24 protein-coding genes are annotated in these 25724 nt (G+C 45.8%); 12 read left to right on the top strand and 12 right to left on the bottom strand.

The features are described 5' to 3' along the window. The first annotated feature begins 13 nt into the window (after nt 1-13). Nucleotides 14-745 (top strand): HAD family hydrolase, encoded by a 732-nt coding sequence (locus MKY99_RS29235; RefSeq protein WP_339267782.1) that lies wholly within the window; start codon nt 14-16, stop codon nt 743-745. A gap of 86 nt (nt 746-831) precedes the next feature. On the opposite strand, the gene gdhA is transcribed toward MKY99_RS29235, so the two are convergent. Then, nucleotides 832-2217: an NADP-specific glutamate dehydrogenase gene (gene gdhA, locus MKY99_RS29230; RefSeq protein ID WP_339243929.1), complete on the bottom strand. Its 1386-nt coding sequence runs from the start codon at nt 2215-2217 to the stop codon at nt 832-834. A gap of 239 nt (nt 2218-2456) precedes the next feature. Here gdhA and MKY99_RS29225 point away from each other — a divergent pair, with 239 nt between their 5' ends. The 3 genes from MKY99_RS29225 (at nt 2457) to MKY99_RS29215 (ending at nt 3543) form a co-directional block, all read left to right on the top strand. Further along, on the top strand, nt 2457-2735 hold the full coding sequence (locus MKY99_RS29225; RefSeq protein ID WP_060626091.1) for a hypothetical protein: 279 nt from the start codon (nt 2457-2459) through the stop codon (nt 2733-2735). A 258-nt stretch (nt 2736-2993) separates the two neighbouring features. Next, nucleotides 2994-3194, top strand: a complete 201-nt coding sequence (locus MKY99_RS29220; protein ID WP_019914790.1) for a cold-shock protein — start codon at nt 2994-2996, stop codon at nt 3192-3194. A gap of 118 nt (nt 3195-3312) precedes the next feature. Then, nucleotides 3313-3543 (top strand): cold-shock protein, encoded by a 231-nt coding sequence (locus MKY99_RS29215; RefSeq protein ID WP_042131520.1) that lies wholly within the window; start codon nt 3313-3315, stop codon nt 3541-3543. Nucleotides 3544-3647: 104 nt separating this feature from the next. Here MKY99_RS29215 and MKY99_RS29210 read toward each other — a convergent pair whose 3' ends face one another. The 6 genes from MKY99_RS29210 to MKY99_RS29185 all read right to left on the bottom strand — a co-directional run bounded on the left by MKY99_RS29210 (nt 3648) and on the right by MKY99_RS29185 (nt 9257). Next, a complete protein-coding gene (locus MKY99_RS29210; RefSeq protein ID WP_339267780.1) occupies nt 3648-4109 on the bottom strand; it encodes a VOC family protein in 462 nt (153 codons plus the stop codon). 44 nt (nt 4110-4153) lie between these two features. Further along, complete coding sequence (locus MKY99_RS29205; RefSeq protein WP_339267778.1) at nt 4154-4621, bottom strand: VOC family protein; 468 nt, start codon at nt 4619-4621, stop codon at nt 4154-4156. Then, entirely contained in the window at nt 4618-5181 is a 564-nt protein-coding gene (locus MKY99_RS29200; protein ID WP_339267777.1) for an NADPH-dependent FMN reductase, read from the bottom strand. Before MKY99_RS29200 ends, MKY99_RS29205 begins: the two co-directional genes overlap by 4 nt. Before the next feature lie 151 nt (nt 5182-5332). Continuing rightward, complete coding sequence (locus MKY99_RS29195) at nt 5333-6025, bottom strand: response regulator transcription factor (protein WP_339267775.1); 693 nt, start codon at nt 6023-6025, stop codon at nt 5333-5335. 16 nt (nt 6026-6041) lie between these two features. Next, a complete protein-coding gene (locus MKY99_RS29190; protein WP_339267773.1) occupies nt 6042-7718 on the bottom strand; it encodes a GAF domain-containing sensor histidine kinase in 1677 nt (558 codons plus the stop codon). A 147-nt stretch (nt 7719-7865) separates the two neighbouring features. Continuing rightward, nucleotides 7866-9257, bottom strand: a complete 1392-nt coding sequence (locus tag MKY99_RS29185) for an MATE family efflux transporter (protein ID WP_339267771.1) — start codon at nt 9255-9257, stop codon at nt 7866-7868. Nucleotides 9258-9520: 263 nt separating this feature from the next. Here MKY99_RS29185 and hxlA point away from each other — a divergent pair, with 263 nt between their 5' ends. The 3 genes from hxlA (at nt 9521) to MKY99_RS29170 (ending at nt 11181) form a co-directional block, all read left to right on the top strand. Then, nucleotides 9521-10153, top strand: a complete 633-nt coding sequence (hxlA, locus tag MKY99_RS29180) for a 3-hexulose-6-phosphate synthase (protein ID WP_042192727.1) — start codon at nt 9521-9523, stop codon at nt 10151-10153. Between the two features lie 7 nt (nt 10154-10160). Next, nucleotides 10161-10718, top strand: a complete 558-nt coding sequence (gene hxlB, locus MKY99_RS29175) for a 6-phospho-3-hexuloisomerase (protein ID WP_339267769.1) — start codon at nt 10161-10163, stop codon at nt 10716-10718. A gap of 85 nt (nt 10719-10803) precedes the next feature. Next, nucleotides 10804-11181, top strand: a complete 378-nt coding sequence (locus tag MKY99_RS29170; RefSeq protein WP_036682121.1) for a helix-turn-helix domain-containing protein — start codon at nt 10804-10806, stop codon at nt 11179-11181. A 95-nt stretch (nt 11182-11276) separates the two neighbouring features. Here the strand turns inward: MKY99_RS29170 and pepT are convergent, their stop codons facing one another. The 4 genes from pepT to MKY99_RS29150 all read right to left on the bottom strand — a co-directional run bounded on the left by pepT (nt 11277) and on the right by MKY99_RS29150 (nt 15829). Next, complete coding sequence (gene pepT / locus MKY99_RS29165; protein WP_339267767.1) at nt 11277-12509, bottom strand: peptidase T; 1233 nt, start codon at nt 12507-12509, stop codon at nt 11277-11279. A gap of 96 nt (nt 12510-12605) precedes the next feature. Further along, complete coding sequence (locus MKY99_RS29160; protein ID WP_339267765.1) at nt 12606-13259, bottom strand: class D sortase; 654 nt, start codon at nt 13257-13259, stop codon at nt 12606-12608. A gap of 31 nt (nt 13260-13290) precedes the next feature. Beyond that, nucleotides 13291-14340, bottom strand: coding sequence for a hypothetical protein (locus MKY99_RS29155; RefSeq protein ID WP_339267764.1), 1050 nt, complete (start codon nt 14338-14340; stop codon nt 13291-13293). A 475-nt stretch (nt 14341-14815) separates the two neighbouring features. Next, nucleotides 14816-15829 carry an LLM class flavin-dependent oxidoreductase gene (locus MKY99_RS29150; RefSeq protein ID WP_339267762.1) on the bottom strand — a complete coding sequence of 338 codons (1014 nt, stop codon included), beginning with the start codon at nt 15827-15829 and terminating at the stop codon, nt 14816-14818. 256 nt (nt 15830-16085) lie between these two features. Here MKY99_RS29150 and MKY99_RS29145 point away from each other — a divergent pair, with 256 nt between their 5' ends. The 5 genes from MKY99_RS29145 to pgmB all read left to right on the top strand — a co-directional run bounded on the left by MKY99_RS29145 (nt 16086) and on the right by pgmB (nt 24243). Continuing rightward, the gene (locus MKY99_RS29145) at nt 16086-17090 is read left to right on the top strand and encodes a LacI family DNA-binding transcriptional regulator (RefSeq protein WP_339267760.1); all 1005 of its coding nucleotides are present in this window, start codon (nt 16086-16088) and stop codon (nt 17088-17090) included. Nucleotides 17091-17422: 332 nt separating this feature from the next. After that, nucleotides 17423-18847, top strand: coding sequence for an ABC transporter substrate-binding protein (locus MKY99_RS29140; RefSeq protein WP_042194681.1), 1425 nt, complete (start codon nt 17423-17425; stop codon nt 18845-18847). A gap of 136 nt (nt 18848-18983) precedes the next feature. Next, nucleotides 18984-20072, top strand: a complete 1089-nt coding sequence (locus MKY99_RS29135; protein WP_042194677.1) for a sugar ABC transporter permease — start codon at nt 18984-18986, stop codon at nt 20070-20072. Beyond that, nucleotides 20072-21163, top strand: coding sequence for a carbohydrate ABC transporter permease (locus MKY99_RS29130; protein ID WP_094868352.1), 1092 nt, complete (start codon nt 20072-20074; stop codon nt 21161-21163). Before MKY99_RS29135 ends, MKY99_RS29130 begins: the two co-directional genes overlap by 1 nt. A gap of 74 nt (nt 21164-21237) precedes the next feature. Continuing rightward, nucleotides 21238-24243, top strand: a complete 3006-nt coding sequence (gene pgmB, locus MKY99_RS29125; protein WP_339267757.1) for a beta-phosphoglucomutase — start codon at nt 21238-21240, stop codon at nt 24241-24243. Nucleotides 24244-24304: 61 nt separating this feature from the next. Here the strand turns inward: pgmB and MKY99_RS29120 are convergent, their stop codons facing one another. After that, nucleotides 24305-25696, bottom strand: coding sequence for an aldehyde dehydrogenase (locus tag MKY99_RS29120; protein ID WP_339267755.1), 1392 nt, complete (start codon nt 25694-25696; stop codon nt 24305-24307). Between the last annotated feature and the right edge of the window lie 28 nt (nt 25697-25724).

The raw sequence follows: 25724 nt of genomic DNA, 5'->3' as shown, positions 1-25724 counted from the left end.
TACAATGTGATTCATGGGAAGGAAGACGGGGATGTATCAGACTTATATTTTCGATCTGTACGGTACACTGATTGATATTGAGACAGATGAGGAGCAATCTCAGGTATGGGAAAGGTTAGCTCTCCATTTCGGATATCTGGGACTCTCTATATCAGGTGGTGAACTGCAAGAACGGTTTTTGCGGGATCGGGATCTTCAACTTGGTGAAGCCGCACGGAACTGCGAGTATCCGGATTTCGTAATGGAGGAAGTGTTTCGGTCTGTGGTCCGTCAATTAGGTGGAGAACCGGATCAAGCGTGGTTATATGAAACCGTGAGGTGGCTACGGACGTTATCAATGGTCCATATCTCTCTATATGAGGGTGTGACTGAAATTCTACAAACGTTAAGAGAACGTGGCAAAAAAGTATTCTTGCTCTCCAACGGGCAGAAGACATTTATTGAGGCAGAGTTAACTATGCTCGGAATCATACATCTATTTGATGGCATTGCGATCTCTTCGGAAGCAGGGGTGAGCAAGCCTGATCCGCTATTTTATCGCTATTTAGTTGAAAGGTATGGAGCGGATTTGAGCTCAGCCATTATGATTGGAAATGATCCTCGTACGGATATTGAGGGGGCTCTGAAGGCAGGGATTGATTCCTGTTACATTCACACGGCTTCTTCACCGTCCGATATGGTTGTGAAGAGTACGTATTCTATATGGGATGGTGGTTTGCGGCAAATCCCAGGTTGGAACTCATAGTTGAATTAAAAAGTCCCCGTCCCCGGCTTCTTACTCACCGGTTACGGGGACTTCGTATGATCACAACGTCGTTTGTTTATGCTTGATTAGATTACGCCTTCAGCCAACATAGCATCGGCTACTTTCTTGAATCCAGCGATGTTCGCTCCTGCAACGAGGTTGCCGGACTGTCCATACTGCTCGGATGCATCTACAGACTGTTGATAGATGGAAACCATGATCTCATGCAGCTTCGTATCAACTTCTTCAAAGCTCCAGGACATACGCATGCTGTTTTGGGCCATTTCAAGCGCAGATACAGCTACGCCGCCAGCATTAGCAGCTTTGGCAGGTGCGAATAACACGCCAGCTTCTTGGAACTGGTGAATAGCTTCAAGGGTGGATGGCATGTTGGCGCCTTCGCCTACTGCTTTAACACCATTCTCAATCAGTTTCAATGCCATGGCTTCATCAATCTCATTCTGAGTAGCACTCGGAAGGGCGATATCACAAGGAATAGTCCAAATTTGCGTGGAATCTTCGGTATACACAGCGTTAGGGTGTTCATTCACATATTCACTTATCCGTTTTCTTTCGACTTCTTTCAGGCGGCGGACAGTTTCGAGGTTAATGCCGTTTTCGTCATAGATATATCCAGCGGAGTCACTACAAGCTACGACTGTTGCACCTAGCTGTACAGCTTTTTCAATCGCATAGATCGCTACGTTACCAGAACCGGAAACAACAACGCGACTTCCTTCAAAGGAAAGGCCTTTTGCTTTCAGCATCTCGTTTACGAAATAAACTGTACCGTAACCAGTAGCTTCTGTCCGAGCCTGACTACCGCCGTAACCAATACCTTTACCAGTCAATACGCCAGCCGGATATCCTCCGCGGATCCGCTTGTATTGTCCGTACATGTAGCCGATCTCACGACCACCTACACCGATATCTCCTGCAGGAACGTCTTGGTCAGGACCGATGTAATTTTGCAATTCAGTCATGAAGCTTTGTGCAAAACGCATGATTTCGCCTTCGGATTTTCCTTTAGGATCAAAGTCGGATCCGCCTTTACCTCCGCCGATGTGTTGGCCGGTAAGAGCGTTTTTGAAGATTTGCTCGAAGCCGAGGAATTTGATAATACTAGCATTAACGGAAGGGTGAAAACGAAGTCCACCTTTGTAAGGTCCAATGGCACTGCTGAACTGTACACGATATCCACGGTTAACTCTGACCTTGCCTTGATCATCTGTCCAAGGAACACGGAACATAATCAAACGTTCTGGCTCAACCAATCTTTCCAGAATGGCATTTTCCTGATACTTAGGTTCAGCAGCCAGGATTGGAAGCAAAGATTCAAGGATTTCCTTTACAGCCTGATGGAATTCGGGCTCGAAAGGATTACGCGCAACAACCTGTGCGTATACGTCTTCGATATAACGATGTGCCTTGTTGCTGTTTGTGTCTAATTGCTGGGAAGATACAGAGCTCATGAATTCAACCGCCTTTTCTAGTATTCAATTTGGTCCAACACTTTTTTTATATTTTGGCACAAGTCAATGTTCCTCACAACTGTTTTTATTAAATAACTTACCTGAAGTGGAATGTTGTAGAGCCTGTGATAGCAAGAAAAGTGTGAACAAACCGCGGTATACTTCGCGTAATGACGCGTTAAAGCGTGAAATATGCTACAATGGAGATGTAATAATTGTAGGGAGATGAAATTTGAAAAATGAGTGACAAATTAAACGAGCAGGAATTAGTAACCGTATTATCTGCCAAAACCAAAGTAGATCCTAAATTAATTCGTTTAGTATTGAAGCATGAACAGACCTTTATCAATAATGCCAAGGCCAATGCCAAAGGCGAGGTAGACATCGACAATGATGATCTGGTTGACTATGTTGTTGCCCAGCGTGATGTGAAGCTGGATGAAATCACAGTGGAGACGATTCTTGATGCGGAGATGGATTACTTAATGGATAAAGGGCTGGCAGGATACATCGATTAACCCTTGTGCATTTCCGGTTCTAAAGCCTTTAATATAAAAGGATATAGAGCCGGAATGAAAAAAGTAGGCATTTACATTGCATTCAATGATTTAGTGTGGTACAATGAAGTTAATCATAAATTTAACCCTTAATTCACATATTGTAAAAGGTTATCATTTGTGCGTATGAGTCCTTTTCCAATGTGTGAATTTTTATTTGTTCGTACACTACGTAGGAATAAAAGGACATGTGTTAAATAAAATATTGGAGGTAATATCATGCAAACAGGTACAGTTAAATGGTTTAATGCAGACAAAGGATTTGGTTTTATCGAGGTTGAAGGTGGAAGCGACGTATTCGTACACTTCTCCGCAATCACAGGCGACGGATTTAAATCTTTGGACGAAGGCCAACGCGTTGAGTTCAACGTAACTCAAGGCGCTCGTGGACCACAAGCCGAAAACGTTGTAAAACTGTAATTCGAAAATTAGGCTGCCCTTAACACAAGTTGAGGGCAGCTTTTTTATTTTTCATCTTATGAATCTGCCCCTAATAGGGTGGCGAAATCGTCTCGATTCGATCCAAGGAGGGGTACTTATGTATTTTCGTAAAAAAGCACTGGAGGATCTTCCGCAGGAAGACACAGCCATTTGGTCTTGTACCAAGGAAGGTTGCACCGGTTGGATGCGCGATAACTTTGCATTTCAGTACGTACCTACCTGCTGGCAATGTAACTCTCCCATGACGAGAAGTATGAAGATACTGCCAATGCTTGTGAACACGAATTCAGATATGAAGGCTATGAAGAAAGGCATCACGATTAAGTAACAGCCTTTACTAAAACCATGCAAGAGATGGTTAAATAGAAGCAGCTAACATACTCAAACAGCTGGACCCTTGATGGTGGGCGGCTGTTTTTTGTTTGAGTATTTTTATTTATGGTCGAGCAATTTCTCCCACTCGGTTAAGATAATGTTCTCTGAGAGATGCTTCAAATGCTCAGGAACCTCTACATGGCACATCAATTCCAGGCTGTTGCCGTCCGGGTCGTTGAAGTACACAGAAGCATTCCCTTGATAAGCTCGAATAAAAGGCTCAACGGAAGCTCGATTACGGAACGGAACAGCCTCTACCCCAATGGATTGCAGCCATTGCAATGATTGCTTCAGATCCTCATAAGTTACGCGGAAGGCAATATGCCGTAAAGATGGGTGGTATGGCGTTGCTACTTCCTTTCCTTCCCAAATGCCGATCCAACTCCGACCTTCCTCCATCCAGAAGAATGCAGTTTCCTCATCCCGCCAGGCCATTTTTAATCCCAATTTCTCATAAAATTCGATAGATACCTCAAGATTACTTACAGGTAAATGTGCTTCGTATAGTCCTTTTATCATATTCTCGTCTCCTCGTGCAGGCTTAGCCTGAATTCTTTCAATAACTACCAGGTTCTTCCATGTATTAGTTCCCATTCTTTCCAAGGTATCATTCCTAGCTCAGGCCTGGGCGGATCAGGCAGTACAGATAGGAACTCTAAGGAATGACCATCTGGATCACTGAAATACACGGATACGGCTGGCATCCAGCCAAATACATACAATTGTCCCTTATCATCATCGAGGAAGTTGGAGGCTTCAATCCCCTTGGCCTTCAGGTAGGATACTGACTGCTTCAAATCCTCAAGCGTTACTTGGAAAGCAAAGTGCTGATGCACAACCTCGGAAGGTGCCTTCTCCCAAATCCCCAGCATGGCCTGATTACGATCTTCTCCAATCCAGTAAAATCGCCGCTTGCGGCCTTCAGTATTCTCCGAATGTGCTAAGGGTAGTCCCAGAGCATGTTCATAGAAATGAGCAGATTGTTCAAGGTTAGTCACGTTCAGATGGGTTTCAAACAGTCCTTTGATCATAGGGCGGCACCTGCCGGGCTATTGATTTTGCGAGCTAAATTTAGGAATGATTCTAAGACTAGGCGAATTCGATCTTCAATTTCTTGACCGCCCTCGTACCCGTCGTATTCGACCTCGAACCGCTTGCGCTGCATCCCGCCGATGGAGATCCAGTCTGGCGTATTAATCCCATGTAGATTGCGTACAACCGCCTGCAATTGAAGTAATGAGCTTACACCTACAGCTCCACCTGCAGAGCTAGCGGACAATACCGCTTTGCCGTTGAAGTGCGTCTGGCCTAGATGGTCGAGAGCATTTTTCATCACGCCGCTCATGGAACCGTGGTATTCCGGGGTAATCAGGATGATTGCGTTCGCAGTTAGCATCTCTTGATGGAGGGCGCTTAGATGCTCATGCTCCGCGTAAGACTCATCTGGTGAATAAAAGGGCAGTGGGCGTTTATGGAGATTAAACAGGGTGACTTGTTCGCCTTGCTGATTAATAAAATGTGCGGCATGCTCTGCCAACTTTGTGCTGGTCGCTTCTTTTCGATTGCTGCCTGTCAGGATCATGACTTTCATCTGTATCCACTCCTATAAGGTCGATTGCTATAAACCAATGATAGCTGAATCGACATTTGTTGACGTCAGCACATGGAATGAACCTGCATAATAAAAACGCTCAGCAATTGTGCTGAGCGTCTAAGACTATAGTTGTAGATGAGCTGTGGCACTATGAGTTGTAGCCGCTTTTCAATGCAAAAATGGCAGCTTGAGTCCGATCCGATAAGTTCAGCTTTCCCAGTACATGACTGACATGTGTCTTAACAGTCTTCTCGGTGATGACCAGCTTACTGGCAATCTCTTTGTTGCTCATACCTAGTGCAATGAGGTCTAACACTTCCTGCTCTCGTGGAGTAAGAAGCTCAGATCCGGTGATTGTAACCGATGTAGTACTGGATCCATTCAGATCTGAGTTGCTAACATTCAGTTGTTCTGGTGTAGAAGCTGCCATTAGATCCATCAGTTGACTGGCAGCTGCGGAATGCAGCTCAACTTGACCACTGTGTACCTTGCGGATGGCGACTACCAGCGCTTCTGGTTCTATGTCTTTTAGCAAATATCCTTTGATCCCTACGCGGATAGCAGGGAGTACATGATCCTGATCTGAAAAGGAGGTCAACACAATGATTTTGACCTGTGGATGGGAGATCCGTAGCTGTTTAGCCGTCTCGATGCCGTCCATAACGGGCATGTGCAAATCCATTAATATGATATCCGGCTGGAGCTCAGCCGTTCTCTCTAGTGCCTCGCGGCCGTTCGACGCTTCTCCGATAACCTTGATGTCCGGTTGTGTCGAGAGAAACACTTGTAGACCTCGACGAACCATTGCATGATCGTCAACCAGTAATAAACCTATTGTCATTTGTGATCACCCGACTTCATGTGGATTGGAGGGGCAAAGGGATGGTTACTTCAACCGTTGTGCCTTGGTGCTCCTCACTGTGGATCTGAATATGGCCGTAGAGCGCCTCAGCTCTTTCCTTCATAATATGCAGGCCGAGAGATTCATTGGTGTCTGTGTTACAGCGTCGTTTGGCACCGCCCTTGCCCTGATCGGCAATGCTAAGTATCACCTCGGTAGCGTTCAAAAGTAGAGATACTTTAGCTTTAGAAGCTCCGGAGTGCTTACGTACATTATTAAGTGCTTCTTGACCAATGCGCAGCAGTCCTTCTTCCACATTGCGGGGAAGTTCGAGTACACCGCTGCGCTCTGTCTGTATCAACAGCCCTAGTTGCTGACCATGAGCCTGCAGCGCGGTCAATAACCCGGCTTCCAGTCCTGCAGGACGAAGCTGCATGATTAAAGCACGCATTTCTTTGAGTGCAGATTGAGAGAGCTCTTGAATATCGCGGACAGCCTCAGCAGCCGGATGGGAGGTATGCTCTTGCTGCAGCATGCTTTCTACACCTTTGGCCGTCATCGAGAGGGAGAACAGAATCTGGTTCACCGAGTCGTGGAGGTCACGGGCCAGTCGATTCCGCTCGTCCAGACGCGCGATTTCGCGGCGCTTCTCTCCGAGCTGTACACTTTCCAGTGTAGCTGAAATATGCTCGGCAATCGCTTCGAGTACTTCTCCGTCTGCGGTTGCGGAGGCGAGTGCTTTAGGCGAGGTGATGAGTAGAATGGCTGAACCATGTGCAGTAATCTGCCGAAAGGGGACGGCAAGCATTACAACTCGCTCTATAACAGGCTGTTCCGAACAGCATGAGTTCGTAATTTCCTGTTCTTCGTCAGAGGTTAATGTTGCGAAGCGCTGTCCTTTTGCAATATCCCTTAGACGATTCTTAAAGGAATCCGAGAGCTCAAAAGGAGCTAATTCAGGTGTTATATTAGCTGCATGAGCGGCTGCATGTACTTCGAATTTGCCCGCGTGTTGTCCAATGATCGCTGCAAAAGGCCAATCGAAATATTGACCAATCAGGGCGGTGGTTTTCTCCACCAGAATGCTTGGGGAGATGCATTCACTAGCCGTTATATTCAAAGCAGCGCTGAACTCCCCTAATTTGGCGTACAGATTGGCACGACGCTGCTCGGTGCTATATAACTGCATGCGTTCAATGGCACTGCCAATTTGCAGGGCCACGGATTGTAGCAGAGCCAGCTCACTGTTGGGGTAATGTGCTTTGCCTGGTGCAGCTACATTCATAAGCCCTAAGTAGCGTTCGCCTGAATGCAATGGGATAGTGGCGTGGTGGGTGATCCCCAACGTATCGCCCCAGTTATATTGCCTGGCATTACTCAGCCGCTTGCAGTTTAGAATGTTAACGGCATGCTCTAGCCGTCCGTCCCATAGGCGGTCTAAGCACCAGCAGCTTCCACACTGCATCGGCTGTTTATTGTTCCGTTGCAGCGCTGGCGGTAAACCTTGATCTGCGGCGAATTCATACTCCATATTCTCTTCGCTCAGGAAGATCCAGCCTGCCGTATTTCCTGTTAGATCTAACAGCTTACCCATAACTGTATCGAGCATCGGTTTGAGCTCATTGGAACTGTTTAAGGTCTCCGCAATCGTCTTGAGCGTCAATAACTCGTGGATTCCGGTTTCTTCCGGCATGAGGTTCTCCCCTTTAGATTAATTAGGTTCTATCTATTGTAACGTAGAATGCTTCATTCATTCTAATATTTATGTAATCATGAAGCGACAAAAAAGGTGGACCCTTAAGATCTGGTATGACCTTAGAGAACCACCTAAATAAATTCGTTAATTTACAGCTGCAGGGGTAGTGGAAGGCACGCTGTATTCTACATCATCGTGCTGAATCAGTCCATGTTTCTCCCAAGCTCGACTCTTCCAGCGGAAATACATAATGACAGCTCTTGTCCACTCATCAGCCGCAGTGGCAATCCACACACCGGCTAATCCTAGGTTAAGCTGGAATACCAGAAAATAGCCAAGGGGTAAGCTCATGCAGACCATGGAGATCAGTCCCATATATACTGGGAACTTCGCATCGCCCGAGGCGCGTAGTGAGTTAATGATGACCAAATTAGTTGTGCGCCCGGTCTCTAGGAAGAAACTAAGCAGTATAACCTGAGCACCCATCAGAATAATGTTCTCGTTGTCTGTGAAGAGGCCGAATAGTGGTACCCGGAAGACGATCACAAGAGCATCTATTACTACTGTGACCAGAAGTGCCCACTTCACACTGGTGAATACACGCGTATAGGCCTCCTTGGGGCGCCTAGCTCCCACCAGATGTCCTACGATAATGGAGGTTCCCATGGAGACGGCTACACTGAATAAATAAATATAATTGGAAATGTTGAGCGCGTATTGACGAGTGGCCATAGCCTCGGCGCCCAGGTAGGTAATATACAGCGTGAATACGAGCTGACAAGATTGATAAATAATCGATTCAAACGCGGACGGGATGCCGATTTTGAGAATTTGCTGCACATATTTTTTGGAAAGATGAATGTAGTAGGTTAACTTCACCCGTACCTCCATCACTCTGTAGAGCAGTAAGAAGAAAATAATAAGACAGATAAACCGACTGACAACCGTTGAGATAGCTGCACCTTCGACACCTAACGCTGGAAGTCCAAAATGACCATAGATGAGTAAGTAGTTACCCACCACGTGAATGATGTTCATCAGCAAGGATACGACCATCGTCTGTTTAGTGAAACCGTGCGTACGGATTGTGGTCGCCAGAGCATTGATTAATGCTTGGAGAAAAATACCGCCCCCGACAATATGAATATAGGATTTAGCGTAAACGAGAATATCCCCTTTTACATTCAGGGCAGTTAGTAAAGTTCCTCCGAATATCAGTAAAAACGTACTTAGGATAACTCCTACTAACAGGTTTAGAGTAATGGCATTGCCGGTCACTTGAGCGGCTTCCAGAGGTTTTTTGGAACCGAGGTATTGGGAGACTACAATCGCTGCGCCGTTACCAATTACACTGAGAACTAAAATAGCCATCGCGATAATCTGATTCGCTGCGCCAACACCCGATACGGCATCGTCCGATACGGAGCTGATCATAAAAGTATCCACACTGCCCATGAGCATAAATAGGAACAGTTCCAGGAATATCGGCCAAGTTAGTTTTACAAGGTTAAATTCTTGGTGATTATTGTGCTTCATTGTACACCTTCTTACATCATGATTAAATTGCTGTTATTCCATAAACAAACTGTAATGTTAGCACAGCTTTCATGAAAATGCAGTACTTTTACAAAAATATGACAAAAGGTTGTTAATGTCTGCAAAGATAAAGCTGGCAGCAGTACATTAGTATCCTCCAGGTAACTACATCACAATAAAGTGCCTACTTCCCTTAAAGGATGTAAGGATCTACAATTTGTACATGACTTACTAAAATATATTAACAAGGAGTGCAAATAAATATGAAATTGCAATTAGCATTGGATCTAGTGGATATTGCGGGAGCGAAAGAGATTGTCTCAGAGGTTGCTGAATATATAGATATCGTTGAAATTGGAACACCTATCGTTATTAATGAAGGCTTGCATGCGGTGAAAGCAATAAAGGAAGCTTTTCCTGCTTTGACAGTATTGGCTGATTTGAAAATCATGGATGCTGGCGGATATGAAGTGATGAAGGCGGTAGAGGCTGGTGCTGATATCGTTACTGTGCTTGGGGTATCTGATGATGCTACCATTCGGGGTGCGGTGGAGGAAGCTAAGAAGACGAATAGACAGATTCTGGTTGACCTGATCAATGTAAAAGATATTAAGTCAAGAGCGGCTGAAGTAGACGCACTTGGCGTAGACTATGTCTGCGTACACTCTGGATATGACCATCAGGCGGAAGGGAAAAATTCTTTTGCAGATTTGAATGCAATTAAAAGTGTAGTTAAACAGGCTAAAACCGCTATCGCTGGGGGGATCAAGCTAAGTACGCTTCCGGAAGTTATCGCAGCGAATCCTGATCTTGTTATCGTTGGCGGAGGCATTACGGGTGAGGCTGATCAAAAGGCCGCAGCGGCAGAGATGAAACGTCTAGTTAACCAGGCTTAAGATTACAATGGACACATTGAAATATGCGCAGCAAATTATAGAGGAGCTTCAGCGCTCCATTTCTCAGCTTGATCAGCAAGAGGCTGAACGAATGGCTGAACTGCTTCTTCAGTCGAATAAGGTATTTGTGGCCGGGGCTGGTAGATCAGGATTGATGGGGCGTGCTTTTGCAATGCGACTCATGCATGTCGGTAAAGAAGCGTACGTCGTGGGAGAAACGGTAACTCCGGGTATTGAGCCTGGTGATGTGCTTGTGCTCGGTTCGGGTTCAGGAGAGACGAAGGGGCTGATCTCTATGGCAGAGAAGGCCAAAGGAGTAGGTGCAGAGGTTATTGCCGTTACGATTGCGCCGGACTCGACCGTCGGACGTTTAGCGAGCTATGTAGTGAAGCTGCCGGGATCTACAAAAGATCAGACCAGCGGAGGCTACAGCACGATTCAGCCAATGGCTTCTTTATTCGAACAGACGATGTTAGTCTTTTACGATGCAGTGATTCTGCGGATGATGGAGAAGACGGGGCAGACGACTAAGCAGATGTTCGGCAAGCATGCTAATTTAGAGTGAGAGTACAGAAACGAATGCCTTCCTAGTAAGGAGGTTATTCGTTTTTGTGTTAGTATGACAACAGGAGAGAGGAGGCGCTTTAGTTATGGCAACCGAGATTAAAGATCGCATCAACTTGAAGGAAATTAACTGCGAGAAGGAACTGACGCTTGCGGTGATTGGAGGCAAATGGAAGCTGATAATCCTGTGGCATCTTGGGCTTGAAGGGACAAAGCGGTTCAGTGAGCTGAAGAAGTTAATTCCTCATATCACGCAAAAAATGTTGACCAATCAGCTTCGAGAGCTTGAAGAAGATCAGTTGGTTCTTCGGAAAGTGTATGCCGAGGTTCCTCCAAAAGTTGAGTATTCTCTGACTTCATATGGACAGAGTCTGCTTCCCGTCCTTCGATTGATGTATGATTGGGGTAAGAATTACGGGGAAAACGTGATCTGGAAAGACACGCCGCCGGAAGAAAGATGCTAATCGAATAGACTTTGAACATTAATAATCCCTGAGAGGTCTGAATCGACCTTTTCAGGGATTTTTTGTATTCAATATGGAGTGACGTGAATTACGATTTAGGCTTTTTGTTCGAACAGCTTGGCGATCTCGACGATTACGTTTACCGCTTTTTCCATGTTGTCAGTAGAGGCGTATTCGAATTTACCGTGGAAATTTTCGCCCCCCGTGAAAATATTAGGTGTAGGTAAACCCATGTAGGAAAGCTGTGAGCCATCTGTTCCCCCGCGAATCGGGCGGATGATCGGTGTGATGTTCAGATTCTCCATCGCCTCATGGGCAATATCGACAATATGACGCACCGGTTCGATTTTTTCGCGCATGTTGTAATATTGGTCTTTCATTTCAAGCACGATGTTCTCTTCACCATGGATGCTCTTGAATTCATCTACGATGGCAGAAAGAAAGGCTTTACGTGCCTCGAATTTCTCACGGTCGAAGTCACGAATGATATATTGAAGCTTGCTGAATTCCGGTGTGCCTTCTATGGAGCTAAGGTGGTAGAAGCCATCATAACCGTCTGTGAATTCTGGAGCTTCCTCAGCAGGGAGTCTAAGGTGGAGCGCCATAGCGATTTTTGCGGAATGAATCATTTTTCCTTTGGCAGTACCAGGATGTACATTGACGCCGTAAACCGAGATTTTGGCTGATGCAGCATTAAAGCTTTCATACTCTAGTTCACCGAGTGGGCCTCCGTCCACAGTGTAAGCATAGGAAGCATTAAAAGCAGCTACATCAAATTTATGAGGTCCGCGGCCGATTTCTTCGTCCGGTGTGAAGGCAACTCTAATCTTGCCATGTTTGATTTCTGGATGCTGAAGAAGGTAATTCATAGCTGTCATAATCTCGGCAATACCGGCTTTATTGTCTGCGCCAAGCAGGGTGGTACCATCGGTTGTAATTAATGTATGGCCTTTATATTCTGCCAGCTCTGGGAAGCTCGCTTTAGACAATACAACATTTAATTCTTTGTTCAGAAGAATATCTTTGCCATCGTAGTTCTCCAAGATCTGTGGCTTTACATTTGTTCCTGTGAAATCAGTTGCTGTATCGAGATGTGCCAAAAAACCAATGGTCGGAACATCCTTCTCCGTATTGGCTGGGAGTGTAGCCATGACATACCCATGCTCGTCCACCTGCACTTCATCCATGCCGATCTCCTTGAGCTCATCGACCAGCTTGTGGGCCAGCACCATCTGCCCCGGAGTGGACGGACAAGTTTCATTATCCTCGTTCGATTGGGTATCCATTTGAGCATACGAAATAAACCGTTCTACAACCTCTTTTTTCACTGTGGGTCATCTCCTCATTACTGTTGTATCTATATAGTATCACTTTCCATATCCGGTCTCATCCCTGAGGAGGAAGATTAAGAGTTAAGATTAGCTTTAATGAGGCAATATTTCTTGCTTCACTAGCTTCGCTGAAAGTAAATACCGGTCCGGTGCTGACCCCACGTATGAAAAAGGATAACAGGTGATCAAGGTTAGAATAGCCTTATCGCTTGGTTTTATTGCGCCGCGTTCAGTCCCGTCTACAATCGTGCTGCCTGTCACTTCATAGGTGAACGTACCGTCCATGCTTTCCAGTTCGATTAGATCTCCTGCGACAAGTTCTCCTAGATTGCGGAATACGGTATCACGGTGTCCAGCAAGCACGCTATTACCGATGGCGCCGATGGCTGCGCTACCTATATAGTGTCCAGCTCCTTTTTTTAATTCAGGGCTTTCCGTACCCTCCAGAATAGCCACCTTCTTATTTAAGGTGGGGAAGCGGATTTCTCCAATCAATTCACCCTCTTTATAGGAGGGGGAAGAAGATGGTGGTTCTTTTGGAGAACTGACCATTCCCTTGGGGAGAGGGTTCTCTTCATTTGAAAGGGGGCGGGCGATGGCTTCCTCCCTCTTTTTTGCCCAATCATTCAGGGCCTGCTTGGCCTCGATGGGTGCTTTGACGACTTGAACGATCGAATAAATCAGCACAACTAAAGAGAGTATGAAGATTAGCTTCACGGTTAATAAGACACCATTACGCTTCTTCATACTCTCTCCTCCAGACTTAAATTACTAAACGTTATTCTTTCTTCGATTTCAATCTGCGCATGATGATCACGCTGAGTACCGCAATAGCTAAGCTGGCAAGAATTAAGTTATACCAAGGCTCGGCGGTATTTGGAAGCTCGTTGCCTGCCTCTGGTGCTCCCAAAGGAATGTCGCCGTCAGGTAAGGCTACCTCATCGCTTGGCTGAGGTGTTGCACTGGTGGTTTGACTACCAGCACCTGGTGACGCTGCAGGTGTAGGCTCATTACTGCTTCCGCCCATTGGAATCGGTTCTTCAGTAACGCTTATTTCATCGACTGCAGGCGGTGAAGCCGTAGGTGAAAGCGATGGTGTTGCTGTTGCTGTTGGTGGCACTGACTGACCTGGTGTTACGACAGCTGTAGGTGAAGCTGTAGTCGTTGGTGAATCTGTAGGTGTTGTGGTTGGTGCAACCGTAGGTGTCGGTGAAGCTTCAGGTGTAGCTGCTGGTGTTTCTGTAGGTGTTTCAGTAGGTTCAGTTGTTGCTGTTGCCGTTGCTGTAGGTGATGGATCAGGTGTAGGTGCAACCGTCGCTGTTGGCGTAGGCGTTGAAGTAGGCTCGGTGGTTGGACCTGGTTCTCCGGAAGCGGAGAATTCAAAAGCTACGGTTGTGGCCTTCCCTTGATATTCGTTGCCGGCTTCCCATGGGAAGGTTACATCCATTTGAATTACACTCTTCTCTCCTCCAGCAAGTGAACCGATGGTTACTCTGCCAGCAGCCTCACTCATCACTCCCGAATAGATGATTACTCCCTCTTTTTCGAGTGTCATTTGGAGAATATTGTACAACTCTACGTCTCCAGAGATGAATTTAAAGTCCACAAAGTAATCAAAGCCTTCTGTGCCATCATTAATAATCGTGTACTCTGAGCTCATTTCGTCACCGGGCTTCATATTGTTCATGGTGGCTGTGCTCGTGGTATGAGAATTCACAGTAAGCTTAATGGTATCCTGAGCGCTTACCCCTCCAGCGTGCCATATTACTCCTACCAGAATAATCAGAACGTAAGCAGCTATGAAGACTGAATGGTATTTCTTCTTCACTTTCTTTGCTCCTTTCTCCTGAGCCCATTGTAGCTGTTGAAAAACAAAATCTGCGGGCTTCCGGCAAAATCCTCCGTTTTAAACGATTATTCCATTCTACATTGTCGAAATAAGTGGTATTGTAAAGTACCACTCTTTCATTTGTGGGCGGAATCTTACTGAATGAACGGAGAAAGAGGGCATAGCCAAAATACAAATCGTTCGTTATAGCGAATATATAAAGTATAATCAAAATGATATCCAAAGAAAAATGATGTATTACAACTAATTAGATCATATTTGCTTAAATAATAAGTATATGGTCTATTTATCTGTTGATTTCTCTCTATATCTCTTTATTTTTATGTTTTTTAATATCTTAGTAGTGTTTTATTAAGAACGGTTTCGAAAACAAAACAAAAAAGGCAAGACGCATATCTGAAACGGGAGAATTCCCGATACTCAGATAACGTCCTGCCTTGTTAAGACTGCAATCTTACAGTTCTTTCATAGCCTCAGCTACAATTTCATAGGAACGAAGACGAGCTTCATGATCATAAATCCCTGCGGAGATAATCAATTCATCTGCTTGTGTCTCTTTCAGAATGTCTTGAAGTCGTTCTTTAATCGCTGCTTTATCGCCAGAGAAAGAATAACGCTGCTTATCGAGCATGATTGCTTTTTCTTGTACCGTCCATAGCCCATCCATACTCTCAACGGGTGGTTGTAACTTGCCTGTACGCCCGCGGATGATATTGAGGAACTGCTGCTGCTGCGAGGTAGCTAGCTTTCTTGCCTCATCTACGGTATCGGCTGCTGTAACCCCTAGTCCGACCATAACATAAGGTTTGTCTAGTACTTCTGATGGACGGAAATTACTGTGGTATATGTGCAGCGCCTGAAGTAAATACTCAGGTGCAAAATGGCTGGCAAAGGCAAAAGGCAACCCTAGCTTGGCTGCTAGCTCAGCACTAAAGCCGCTGGAGCCTAAGAGCCAGATGGGAACATTTAAGCCTTCCCCAGGAACCGCGCGTACTCCAGCTGGGCGCGATCCTGCTCCTGCAGGGTCGAAGTAAGCTCTTAGCTCACTTAGCTGCTCAGGGAATTCACTGCCATCGCTTCCGAGCCCGCGACGCAGCGCACGGGAAGCTGGTTGATCAGATCCGGGTGCTCTGCCCAGTCCAAGATCGATCCGTCCCGGATATAGAGATTCGAGAGTCCCGAACTGTTCGGCAATAACAAGTGGTGCGTGGTTGGATAGCATAATGCCACCAGAGCCAACACGTATGCTTTGGGTGCCACCAGCAATATGTCCGATCAAGAGTGAGGTAGCAGAGCTGGCAACTCCGATCATATTATGATGTTCAGCGAACCAATACCGATGATAGCCCCACTTCTCAGCGTTCCGAGCTAAATCTAGAGAGTTATGAAAAGAGTCTGCCGCGGTCCCTCCTTCCACAATAGAAGCCAGGTCCAGTACGGAGAATCGAATGTCACGAGGTTGTTTCAATGTTATCCCTCCTATAATAAATGCTCTATGCTCATAGAGCAGTATTTGTAGCTACGAATATCGCTACTCGGATAGTATACCATGTAATAAAACTATATACACACTTTAAGTAAGTTGTTTATCTTCCAAGTGAAGAAAGAGGAGGAGAAGATGAATTTTTTAAAATAATGTAAGCGCTTCAAAAATTATATTGTTATTTCCAATCGGGCTTGCTATAATCACATCGAAAAGTTCCCTAAAAAAGGAAGTTATCATTATGAAGCCAACCATAAGAGATGTTGCCAGAATGGCCGAGGTGTCGATTAGCACAGTGTCACGTGTTATGAATGCACCGAATTCGGTAGTGGAGAGCAAACGGAATCGAGTGATGGAGGCTGTAGAACGATTGCGGTATCAACCTAATTCATTTGCACGTGGTTTGATTTACAAGAAGTCCTTTACACTGGGCCTGCTTATTCCGGATATTGAGAACCTGTATTTCGCAGGGGTGATTCGGGGGATGCAGGATGCTTGCATCAAGCTTGGGTATAGTCTAATGATCTGCAATACGGACCGCGACAAAGAACGACTACTGTCCTATATTGATAACTTCCATGAGAAGCAGGTGGATGGGATTGTATTCGCCAGTGATTTTCTTTACCCTGAGTATCATGACAAATTGGTCGGTTGTAGAATTCCATTTGTGCTAGTGTCGTCACATTCCGATGAGTTCGACATTCCAAGTGTGGAGGTGGATGATGAAGCGGCTGCCTATGATGCGGTAAAGTTCCTGATTGATTTAGGTCATAAAGATATTGGTATGATTGGTTTTAACCATGATAATTCGGTATCAGGACCACCACGCTATGAAGGGTTTGTAAGAGCACTAACAGAGTCAGGGTTACAGCAGAATATTGTGAAGAGTAAATATGCCAGTCACCGGTTTGAACATGCTTATCAAGCTGCGCATGAACTATTTACAGATTACCCTGAACTAACTGCTATTTTCTGTGTGGCTGATGAATTCGCGATGGGGACGATTTCTTATCTGAAGGATCGTAATATTCTTGTTCCGGGTCAGGTATCCGTGATTGGGTTTGATAATCTAAGGATGTCGGGTATGTTCATCCCGAAGCTAACTACGATTGCACAGCCAATTTACGAGTTAGGGTATCGTGCGGCCGAGAAGCTGCATGAATTGCTTACAACTGGTGAAGTGCAGGTATTGAATGAGAAGATGGAGCATAAGCTGATTGTGCGGGAATCTACACGAGAAAAATAGGGGTAGTTCACTTTTGTACCACCCTCTGAAAAGCTTTTCAGAATTCAGCGCTCGTCTTAAGCAACATTTGAATATTTGCTTAGACAATAAAAATAATTTTTACCAAAACATTTCAAATACAGATTGGAAACGCTTACTTCATGTGATACTATAACAAATGTAAGCGCTACAATTAATTGGAATTTGTGATTGGATTCTTTTTTAGTATAGATCCTTAGATTCTGAAAAGCTTTGCAAGGAGGTGATCTGCTACAAGCTGCTTATACATGCCAGGGTACCGGATGATTGAGTCAGAAGCAATCTCTAAAACCATTAAAGGGGATGTACAAAAGATGAAGAAAACCTCAGGACGTAAAAAGTCATTGGCTTTAGTACTGTGTTTATCCTTCACTATGATGCTGAGTGCATGCGGCGGAGGCAATAACAACAATGCAGCGCCTACAGATCCACCTGCAGCGACTACCAGCCCAACAGCAGATAACACTGAGAAAGCTACAACTGCTCCTAGCACCGAGCCATCGGGATCTCCGCTAGAGCTAGCCATGAAGGGCGACTATAAAGGAACTAAAGTAACGATGTTCGGCCCCTTCGTAGATGCTGACCAAGTGAAATTTGAGAATAGTATTAAAGAGTTTGAAGAGAAGACAGGAATTGATATTCAATACGAGGGCTCAAAAGAGTTCGAAGCTACGATAAACATTCGAGTAGACGGTGGAAATGCTCCGGATATCGCTGATTTCCCGCAGCCGGGACTGCTAGCCTCGATTGCTAAGACTGGCAAGGTTATCGATTTAACTAACGTGCTGGATCAAGCCAAATTGACGGCTAATTACAACAAGAGCTGGCTTGATATGTCTAATATGGACGGGAAAGACGGCAAGATCATGGCGGGGATCTGGAACCGCAGTAACGTAAAGAGCTTGGTCTGGTATCCAAAAAAGCAATTTGATGAAGCGGGCTACAAGGTTCCTGAGACATGGGATGAGATGATGGCTCTGACGGAACAAATTGCGAAAGATGGTGATCCTGCTTGGGCTATTGGAATCGAGAGTGGTGCTGCAACAGGCTGGCCGGCAACAGACTGGGTAGAAAACATAATGCTGCGCACAACTACACCTGAGAACTACGATAAATGGGTAAAAGGTGAGCTGCCATTTACCTCTCCAGAAGTGAAGAATGCAGTTGAAACCATGTCGAAAATTTGGCTCAACAAGGATTATGTCTATGGTGGTGCAAAATCCATCGTGACGACATCGTTCGGGGATGCCCCAGCACCAATGTTCAATAATCCTCCTAAAGCATGGTTTAATATGCTCGGCAACTTTATTACAAGCTTCTTCCCTGAAACCGCAAAGGTTGATGTAGATTATGATTGGTTCTACCTGCCGCCTATTGATCCTCAATATGGTAAACCAGTGCTAGTTGCTGGCGATATTTACGCGATGTTCAACGATCGTCCTGAAGTTCGTGCAGTTATGGAATTCTTTACTACAGGAGAATCCATTAAGACCTGGGTGCAATCGGGCGGCGTAATTGCTCCAATGAATGATGCTTCCCTGGATTGGTATACCTCAGAATCCGATCGCCGGATGGCGAAGCTGGTTCAGGATGCTTCCACGCTGCGCTTTGATGGCTCTGACCTGATGCCGGGCAAAGTGGGCGCAGGTACCTTCTGGAAGGGGATGACCGACTACGTAAGTGGTACTGCGACGCTGGATCAGGCGTTGGAACAAATCCAGTCTGGCTGGAACAACTAACCTAATATTGAAAGCACACAGTTAAAAGAGGGGCAGCGAGATTTGAAGGTTCTCTGCCCCTCTTTTTGTTTTCCAAAGCGTGAGTATAGGAGGAGCTGGAGCTAATATGGGTGGACAATCACAACTACAACCACAAATGAAGCCACAATTAAAAGCCAAGCAGACGGTAAGCCTTAGGGCGGTATTGCTGTCTCTTTTAGTATTAATAGCCAATGTTGTTGTTAATGGCTCGATCTTTTTATTCTTTCGGGATTCAACGCTAAACCCGCTACTAACGGCGGTTCTGGCTGTTCTATGGGGGGTTCTGGGTGTTTATCTGATCTATTACACACTTACCTGGGCAGTCGAGCAATATCCTGATTACGTACGCCGAAAGGTATTGCCTTATATTTTTATTGGTCCGGCAGTGATTATATTGGGGTGGCTATTGGTGCTGCCTGCGCTGCGGACGCTGTATTTAAGCTTTTTCAATGCTTCTTCAGAGAAATTTGTAGGTCTCAGCAACTATGCAGCGATCTTTAGCGACCATCTAATGGCGACGGCACTGCGTAACAACTTACTTTGGGTATTCGTTGGTACACTGGCATGTGTAGCTTTTGGGCTCTTGATTGCAATTCTTGCCGACAGAAGCAGCTATGAGAAGCTAGCTAAATCGATCATTTTTATGCCGATGGCTATTTCTTTTGTAGCCGCAGGCGTTATTTGGAAGTTTGTATATTACTATCAACCCGGCGATGAACAAATTGGACTTTTGAACGCCATCGTTACTTATTTTGGGGGAGAACCACAGGCATGGACGAGTATGCTTCAGCCGTGGAATAACTTTTTCCTCATCATCATTCTGATCTGGATGCAGACCGGATTTGCGATGGTGATATTCTCGGCAGCTATTAAGGGAGTTCCTGACGACATATTGGAAGCTGCACGAGTGGATGGTGCTAATGAGGTGAAGATCTTCTTTGGAATCATGATCCCCTACATTTCAGCAACCATTCTGACTGTGACAACGACCATTATCGTCTTTACATTGAAAATATTTGACGTCGTCATGGTGATGACAGGAGGTCAATACGATACAGAGGTAGTGGCTACACAGTTTTACCGCCAATTCTTTATGTACCGGAATTTCGGTTACGGCTCCACGCTGGCTATTGTTCTGCTGATCGCGGTGTTGCCTGTGATCATAATCAATCTACGTCAGTTCCGTAAGCAAGGGGGATTCTAATGGCCGGGAAAAAGAAGAGAAAAGGCAGCAAGACGATTGTTAATATCGTGCTGGGTGTGATTTGTTTCATTTGGTTGCTTCCGACCCTTGGGCTGTTCATTTCCTCCTTCCGTCCGGCTGCCGATATTCTGCAGACTGGATGGTGGAAAGCTTTCCCCCATCAGGAGTGGAAGGCTGGAGAGACCCTTCAGCTATCGAAGGATGTGGATCTGCGGGAGCCGATCGAGGTAAACGGTAAAACCTATACCGATGAGCAGCTGAAGGCAGGCGTGAAGGCCGATGGCAGTCGTTTGATGTGGGAGAACCGCAGAGCGCGTACCATAAATCAACAGGAACAAGGCTGGAAAATGACACCGGATCTCACATTGGATAACTACAATAACGTGCTCTCGGGCAAGGAATACAAGCTCAAACAAGCTGATGGCAGTGAAACGGTGCAAAAGGGTACCGGATTGTCGCAGGCCTTCTGGAATACACTGACGATTGCTGTTCCGGCGACGGTCATTCCGGTGTTGATCGCTTCTTTTGCCGCCTATGCTTTTGCTTGGCTACGTTTTCCTGGACGCCGCACGCTTTTTGTCATCATTATCGCAATGCTCGTTATTCCAATACAAGTGGCACTTATTCCAGTGCTTAAAGATTATACGGCTCTTGGACTGAACGGAAGTTACTTGGGCATTTGGCTGGCGCATACGGCCTTTGGATTACCGCTGGTTACCTACTTTATGTATAACTTTATCAGTCAGCTTCCTAAGGATTTGTTTGAGTCAGCTTTTATGGATGGGGCGAGCCATTTTACTATTTTCAGTAGGCTGATTCTACCGTTATCTGTGCCCGCACTGGCTTCTATCGGAATCTTTCAATTCCTATGGGTGTGGAATGACTATTTAGTCTCGCTGATTTTTATCGGCAATCAACCGTCAGTGCAGGTCATGTCGATGAAGATCGCCGACTTAGTAGGCTCACGAGGCAACGACTGGCATTTACTCACCTCGGCTGCATTTATCTCCATGCTGATGCCGCTCGCGATTTTTTTCCTGCTGCAAAAGTATTTCGTCAGAGGGCTTATGGGTGGATCAATAAAAGGTTGATTTGAACATTGCAGGAATTATAAGGATAAAGTATAGCTAATTGAATAAAACTGTGTCAGGAGGAGCATAGAGAGATGAAGATGAAACCATACGTACATCCGGCTGCGGTGTATCCTTACCGGGAGTGGAGTCTTGATGAGGAGACTTATGATGAAGAGAACAATCAAAGAAGCGAAAGTGTATTTGCTCTGGGTAATGGATACATTGGCATGCGCGGTAATTTCGAGGAAGGCTACCATGGCCACTCGGGCTCATCTGTAATAGGGAACTACTTGAATGGATTTTTTGATTCCGAGCCTATTGTGTATCCAGAGGGAGCTTATGGGTATCCTTCCCGCAACCAAGCTATGCTGAACGTGACGGACGCCAAGATTATTAAACTCAGCATTGAAGGTCATACCTTTCAGTTGAACAGTGGGCAAGTGCACCGTTATGAACGGAAGCTGGATATGCGAAATGGGATCTTGCATCGGCAGGTAGAATGGGAATCTCCTGCCGGACACAGGGTACAGCTGAACATTCGTCGGATGGTGGCCATGCAGCATAAACATTTAGCGGCCATAGATTACGAGGTCAAGGCATTGAATTTTGAGGGAACCCTAACGTTTACTTCATCCATCGATGGTGGGATCCAAAGGCCGGAGGTCACGGATGACCCCCGGCTGGGATCAGGGAGTAAGGAACCCAATTTACTGCTAGTCGAAACCGGTCATGAGCTCGAGCAGTCCTTTTTGTGGATGAAGCAGAGGACGCGGCATACTGGGTTTGCTCTTTTAACAGGGATAAGTCACAGTCTGAATTGTAGCTCTAGATATGAAAGGCTCGTGCAGCTAGAAGATCAGCGATTGTCCATGCAATGGGTTGTTCCAGTGATAATGGGGGAAAGGATCTCCCTGACCAAGTACATTTCGTATCACACTTCTAAGGATTATGCAGAAGACGAGCTGTTAGGCAGGTGCTTAGAAGTGCAACACTTGGCGGAGAACTGTGGGTTTGAAGCGCTAGTTCATGAACAACGGGCTTTTCTGGATCAATTCTGGGCACATACCGATGTGGAGATTCAGGGCGATCTTGCGCTTCAACAGGGTATCCGTTTTAATGCTTTTCAATTGCTGCAATCCGTAGGACGTGACGGGGTTACGAACATCGGGGCCAAGGGCCTGACGGGTGAAGGATACGAAGGTCACTATTTCTGGGATACTGAGATGTATATGATACCCTTCTTTACATTTACACAGCCGGAGATTAGCCGGAAGCTACTCGAGTTTCGTTATGCTACGTTAGATAAGGCACGGGAACGGGCAGCAGTCATGTCTCAGAAGGGAGCACTGTATCCTTGGCGCACCATAGACGGGGCTGAGAACTCTTCCTATTTTCCGGCAGGAACAGCACAAATGCATATTAACGCGGATATTTCCTATGCCATTAAACAGTATGTCCGGGCAACTGGCGATTATGAGTTTCTGGTCCTGGAGGGGGCGGAAATGATATTCGAGACCTCCCGCTTTTGGGTGGATCTGGGTCATTTTAATCCGGCCAGAGAGGGTGCGTTCTGTATTGACGCAGTAACAGGTCCCGATGAGTATACAGCTATCGTTAACAATAATGCATACACTAATCTTATGGTACGGGATCAACTCTATTATGCATATGAGATAGCCAGACTGTTAGGAAAGCAGTATCCGGAGGATTTTGAACGTCTGAAGGGCAAGATTGGTCTGACTGAGGAAGAGCCTGGTGATTGGCTGGTCGCCGCAGAAAAAATGTATGTCCCTTTTGATGAGGAGCTTGGCATCTATGCTCAGGATGATACGTTTCTGACTAAGAAGAAGTGGGACTTTGAACATACGCCAGCGGATAAATATCCACTTCTGCTTCATTACCATCCGTTGGTGATTTACCGTCATCAGGTGCTCAAACAGGCAGATCTGGTGATGGCCATGTTTCTGTTAGGTGATCAGTTCAGCTTGGCGGACAAGATCCGCAATTACAATTATTATGAGCCGCTAACGACACATGATTCTTCTTTGTCACCGTGCATTCACAGTATTATTTCTGCTGAGATTGGTGATTTAGCGGGGGCGTACGCCTATTTTGACCGCACGGTACGGATGGATTTAGATGATATTAACCGCAATGTGAAGGACGGGCTGCATACTGCTGCTATGGCAGGATCTTGGCTGTCGATTGTGAATGGGTTTGGTGGGATGCGCTTATGTGGCGGTATGCTGTCCTTTAATCCTGCCTTGCCAGCACAATGGGACAGCTATCGGTTTAAAATAACAAGCGGTGGGCACTTATTGGATATTTATGTTGATAGTAAGGTAGTGATTTATACACTACTGACAGGTGAAGAGATTGAAATTCTACATAAAGGGAGCCTTGTGCAGTTAACTGTAAAGAAGCCGGTGACCCTTTCAAATGTGAAGCAGCTTGAAGCTGTTATTTTCGAGCTGGACGGGATTATTACCGATTCTAGTGAGTATCATTATCTGGCCTGGAAAGCCTTAGCCGATGAGCTGGCGATTTCTTTTGATAGAGAGAAGCATGTACGTCTGAAGGGCCATAGTCGAATGGAATGTTTAGAGATTCTACTGGAGGGAAGCGGTCTGAATTTACCCCAACCGGTAAAAGGAATGCTCTGCAACAAAAAGAACGAAAAGTATAAACAGCTGATTCAACAAATGACACCGGATGATTTGCACCCGGGTATCCATAGTCTTCTGACCGATTTGAAGAAAAAGCGAATCCCTGTCGGACTGGCTTCCGTTAATGAGAATGCAATGCTGATTCTTGAACGATTGAAGATCGGGCGCTTGTTTCAGGCGATTGCTGACCCTAAAAACATCCGTATGGGCAAGCCAGATCCGGAAATTTATTTACAGGTTACCGAGATGCTGGGCATATCACCTGACTGCTGCGTAGCTATCGAAGATACAGCGGAGGGGATAGCTGCCATCAAAGCCGCTGGTATGAGGTCCGTTGGAGCCGGAAGTCCATCCTTGAAAGAGAGTGCTGAGCTATGGTTCCCTTCTACCGCGGAGTTACATGTAGAGGAATTGGTACAGCTGTTCAAATAATGAAAAGTGGTTCCTCTGAAAAGTATCAAGCCTCCCGGTCATGGGAGGCTTGCTGCTTTGTCTATTTTAATACTTTTCGTACTAGCTTGATCTTATTCCCATAGGGTGGGTACACAATCCCGAGGTCGATTCGTGTGCCTCTCTTAACGATGCTTTTGCGGTGGGAAAAGACTTCAAAGCTGTGCTTCCCGTGATAGCCGCCGATTCCAGAGTTGCCTACCCCACCAAACGGCAAGCTAGCGTTCGCCACATGCGAGATCGTATCATTGATGCAGCCTCCTCCGAAAGAGACTTGGGAAAGCACCTCTTGTTCAACATTTTTATCCCCTGTGAACAGGTAAAGCGCAAGTGGTTTTGGATGCTCGTTAATACTCCGGATAGCTTCATCCAATTGATGATATTCCAATATGGGTAGGATCGGACCGAAGATCTCATCTTCCATAGAAGCGTCAGTCCAAGCCGCAGGATAGATTAGTGTAGGTTCAATATAACGTTCTTCTGAAATGACGGTTCCGCCCATAACCACCTTTTCTCGATCTCGTTCAATGAGACTGGCGAGTCTTTGCAGCTGGCGCTCATTTACGATCCGGCCATAATCTGTATTCGGCTGCGCATTTTGACCGTAGAATTCAGTAATCTGATGTTTGATTTTGGTGATCAATTCATTAGCAATGTCCTTATGAACGAGCAAATAATCGGGGGCGATACAGGTTTGACCGGCATTTAATAATTTTCCCCATACGATTCGCTTCGCTGCAACATCAAGATTGGCTGATGTGTCGACAATGACCGGACTTTTCCCGCCAAGCTCTAAGGTTACAGGCACTAGATTCTTCGCAGCGGCTTCCATCACGATTTTGCCGACCGGAACACTGCCCGTGAAGAAAATATAATCAAACCTGGCATGGATCAGCAGATTGGTGGTCTCTTTCTCCCCCTGAACTACGCGAATATACTGGGGTTCGAAGGTCTCCTGAATGAGCTGCTCTATAACAGCCGTAATGGCTGGTGTGCTCTCCGATGGCTTGAGGACAGCGCAGTTTCCAGCGGCAATGGCGCCTATAAGCGGTTCGATCAGCAACTGAAATGGATAATTAAAAGGACCTATAATGAGCGCGGTACCGTAAGGTTCACTTAAGATATAACTCTTCGCAGGAAATAAATGCAGCGGTGATCTAACCTTTACGGGCTTCGCCCAACGTTTGAGATGCTTCATCATGTAACCTAGGCTGTCCAAGGTGAAGCCAATCTCTGTGGCATAAGCCTCGAACTCACTTTTTCCTAAATCCTGTTGTAAGGCAGTGATAATACGACTCTCGTATCGTTTAATACTGTCTTTAAGTTTCTGAAGCTGACTAAGCCGAAAGGCAACCTCTTTAGTTGCGCCACGATTAAAAAAGTCCTTATGCTCTTCAAGCATCGCTTGAATGCTAGCCGTTGTATGTGTTGTCATAATACTCCCCTCCTTCATTGTAATAGCT

Source organism: Paenibacillus sp. FSL R5-0470, assembly GCF_037975205.1.
In the GTDB taxonomy this organism is placed as follows: Bacteria; Bacillota; Bacilli; order Paenibacillales; family Paenibacillaceae; genus Paenibacillus_AQ.
The sequence above is the reverse complement of the archived record's forward strand: the minus strand, read 5'-3'. Positions and strand labels throughout refer to the sequence as shown.

Bases quoted from the DNA above. Each gene is read 5' to 3' on its own strand.
- MKY99_RS29205 (WP_339267778.1), bottom strand. From the start codon at position 4,621: ATGATCAAAGGACTGTTTGAAACCCATCTGAACGTGACTAACCTTGAA.
- MKY99_RS29130 (WP_094868352.1), top strand. From the start codon at position 20,072: ATGGCCGGGAAAAAGAAGAGAAAAGGCAGCAAGACGATTGTTAATATC.
- MKY99_RS29160 (WP_339267765.1), bottom strand. From the start codon at position 13,259: ATGAAGAAGCGTAATGGTGTCTTATTAACCGTGAAGCTAATCTTCATA.
- MKY99_RS29120 (WP_339267755.1), bottom strand. From the start codon at position 25,696: ATGACAACACATACAACGGCTAGCATTCAAGCGATGCTTGAAGAGCAT.
- gdhA (WP_339243929.1), bottom strand. From the start codon at position 2,217: ATGAGCTCTGTATCTTCCCAGCAATTAGACACAAACAGCAACAAGGCA.
- pgmB (WP_339267757.1), top strand. From the start codon at position 21,238: ATGAAGATGAAACCATACGTACATCCGGCTGCGGTGTATCCTTACCGG.
- MKY99_RS29225 (WP_060626091.1), top strand. From the start codon at position 2,457: ATGAGTGACAAATTAAACGAGCAGGAATTAGTAACCGTATTATCTGCC.
- MKY99_RS29145 (WP_339267760.1), top strand. From the start codon at position 16,086: ATGAAGCCAACCATAAGAGATGTTGCCAGAATGGCCGAGGTGTCGATT.
- MKY99_RS29170 (WP_036682121.1), top strand. From the start codon at position 10,804: ATGGCAACCGAGATTAAAGATCGCATCAACTTGAAGGAAATTAACTGC.
- MKY99_RS29235 (WP_339267782.1), top strand. From the start codon at position 14: ATGGGAAGGAAGACGGGGATGTATCAGACTTATATTTTCGATCTGTAC.
- hxlA (WP_042192727.1), top strand. From the start codon at position 9,521: ATGAAATTGCAATTAGCATTGGATCTAGTGGATATTGCGGGAGCGAAA.
- MKY99_RS29195 (WP_339267775.1), bottom strand. From the start codon at position 6,025: ATGACAATAGGTTTATTACTGGTTGACGATCATGCAATGGTTCGTCGA.
- MKY99_RS29200 (WP_339267777.1), bottom strand. From the start codon at position 5,181: ATGAAAGTCATGATCCTGACAGGCAGCAATCGAAAAGAAGCGACCAGC.
- hxlB (WP_339267769.1), top strand. From the start codon at position 10,161: ATGGACACATTGAAATATGCGCAGCAAATTATAGAGGAGCTTCAGCGC.
- MKY99_RS29220 (WP_019914790.1), top strand. From the start codon at position 2,994: ATGCAAACAGGTACAGTTAAATGGTTTAATGCAGACAAAGGATTTGGT.
- MKY99_RS29140 (WP_042194681.1), top strand. From the start codon at position 17,423: ATGAAGAAAACCTCAGGACGTAAAAAGTCATTGGCTTTAGTACTGTGT.
- MKY99_RS29190 (WP_339267773.1), bottom strand. From the start codon at position 7,718: ATGCCGGAAGAAACCGGAATCCACGAGTTATTGACGCTCAAGACGATT.
- MKY99_RS29215 (WP_042131520.1), top strand. From the start codon at position 3,313: ATGTATTTTCGTAAAAAAGCACTGGAGGATCTTCCGCAGGAAGACACA.
- MKY99_RS29135 (WP_042194677.1), top strand. From the start codon at position 18,984: ATGAAGCCACAATTAAAAGCCAAGCAGACGGTAAGCCTTAGGGCGGTA.
- MKY99_RS29185 (WP_339267771.1), bottom strand. From the start codon at position 9,257: ATGAAGCACAATAATCACCAAGAATTTAACCTTGTAAAACTAACTTGG.
- MKY99_RS29210 (WP_339267780.1), bottom strand. From the start codon at position 4,109: ATGATAAAAGGACTATACGAAGCACATTTACCTGTAAGTAATCTTGAG.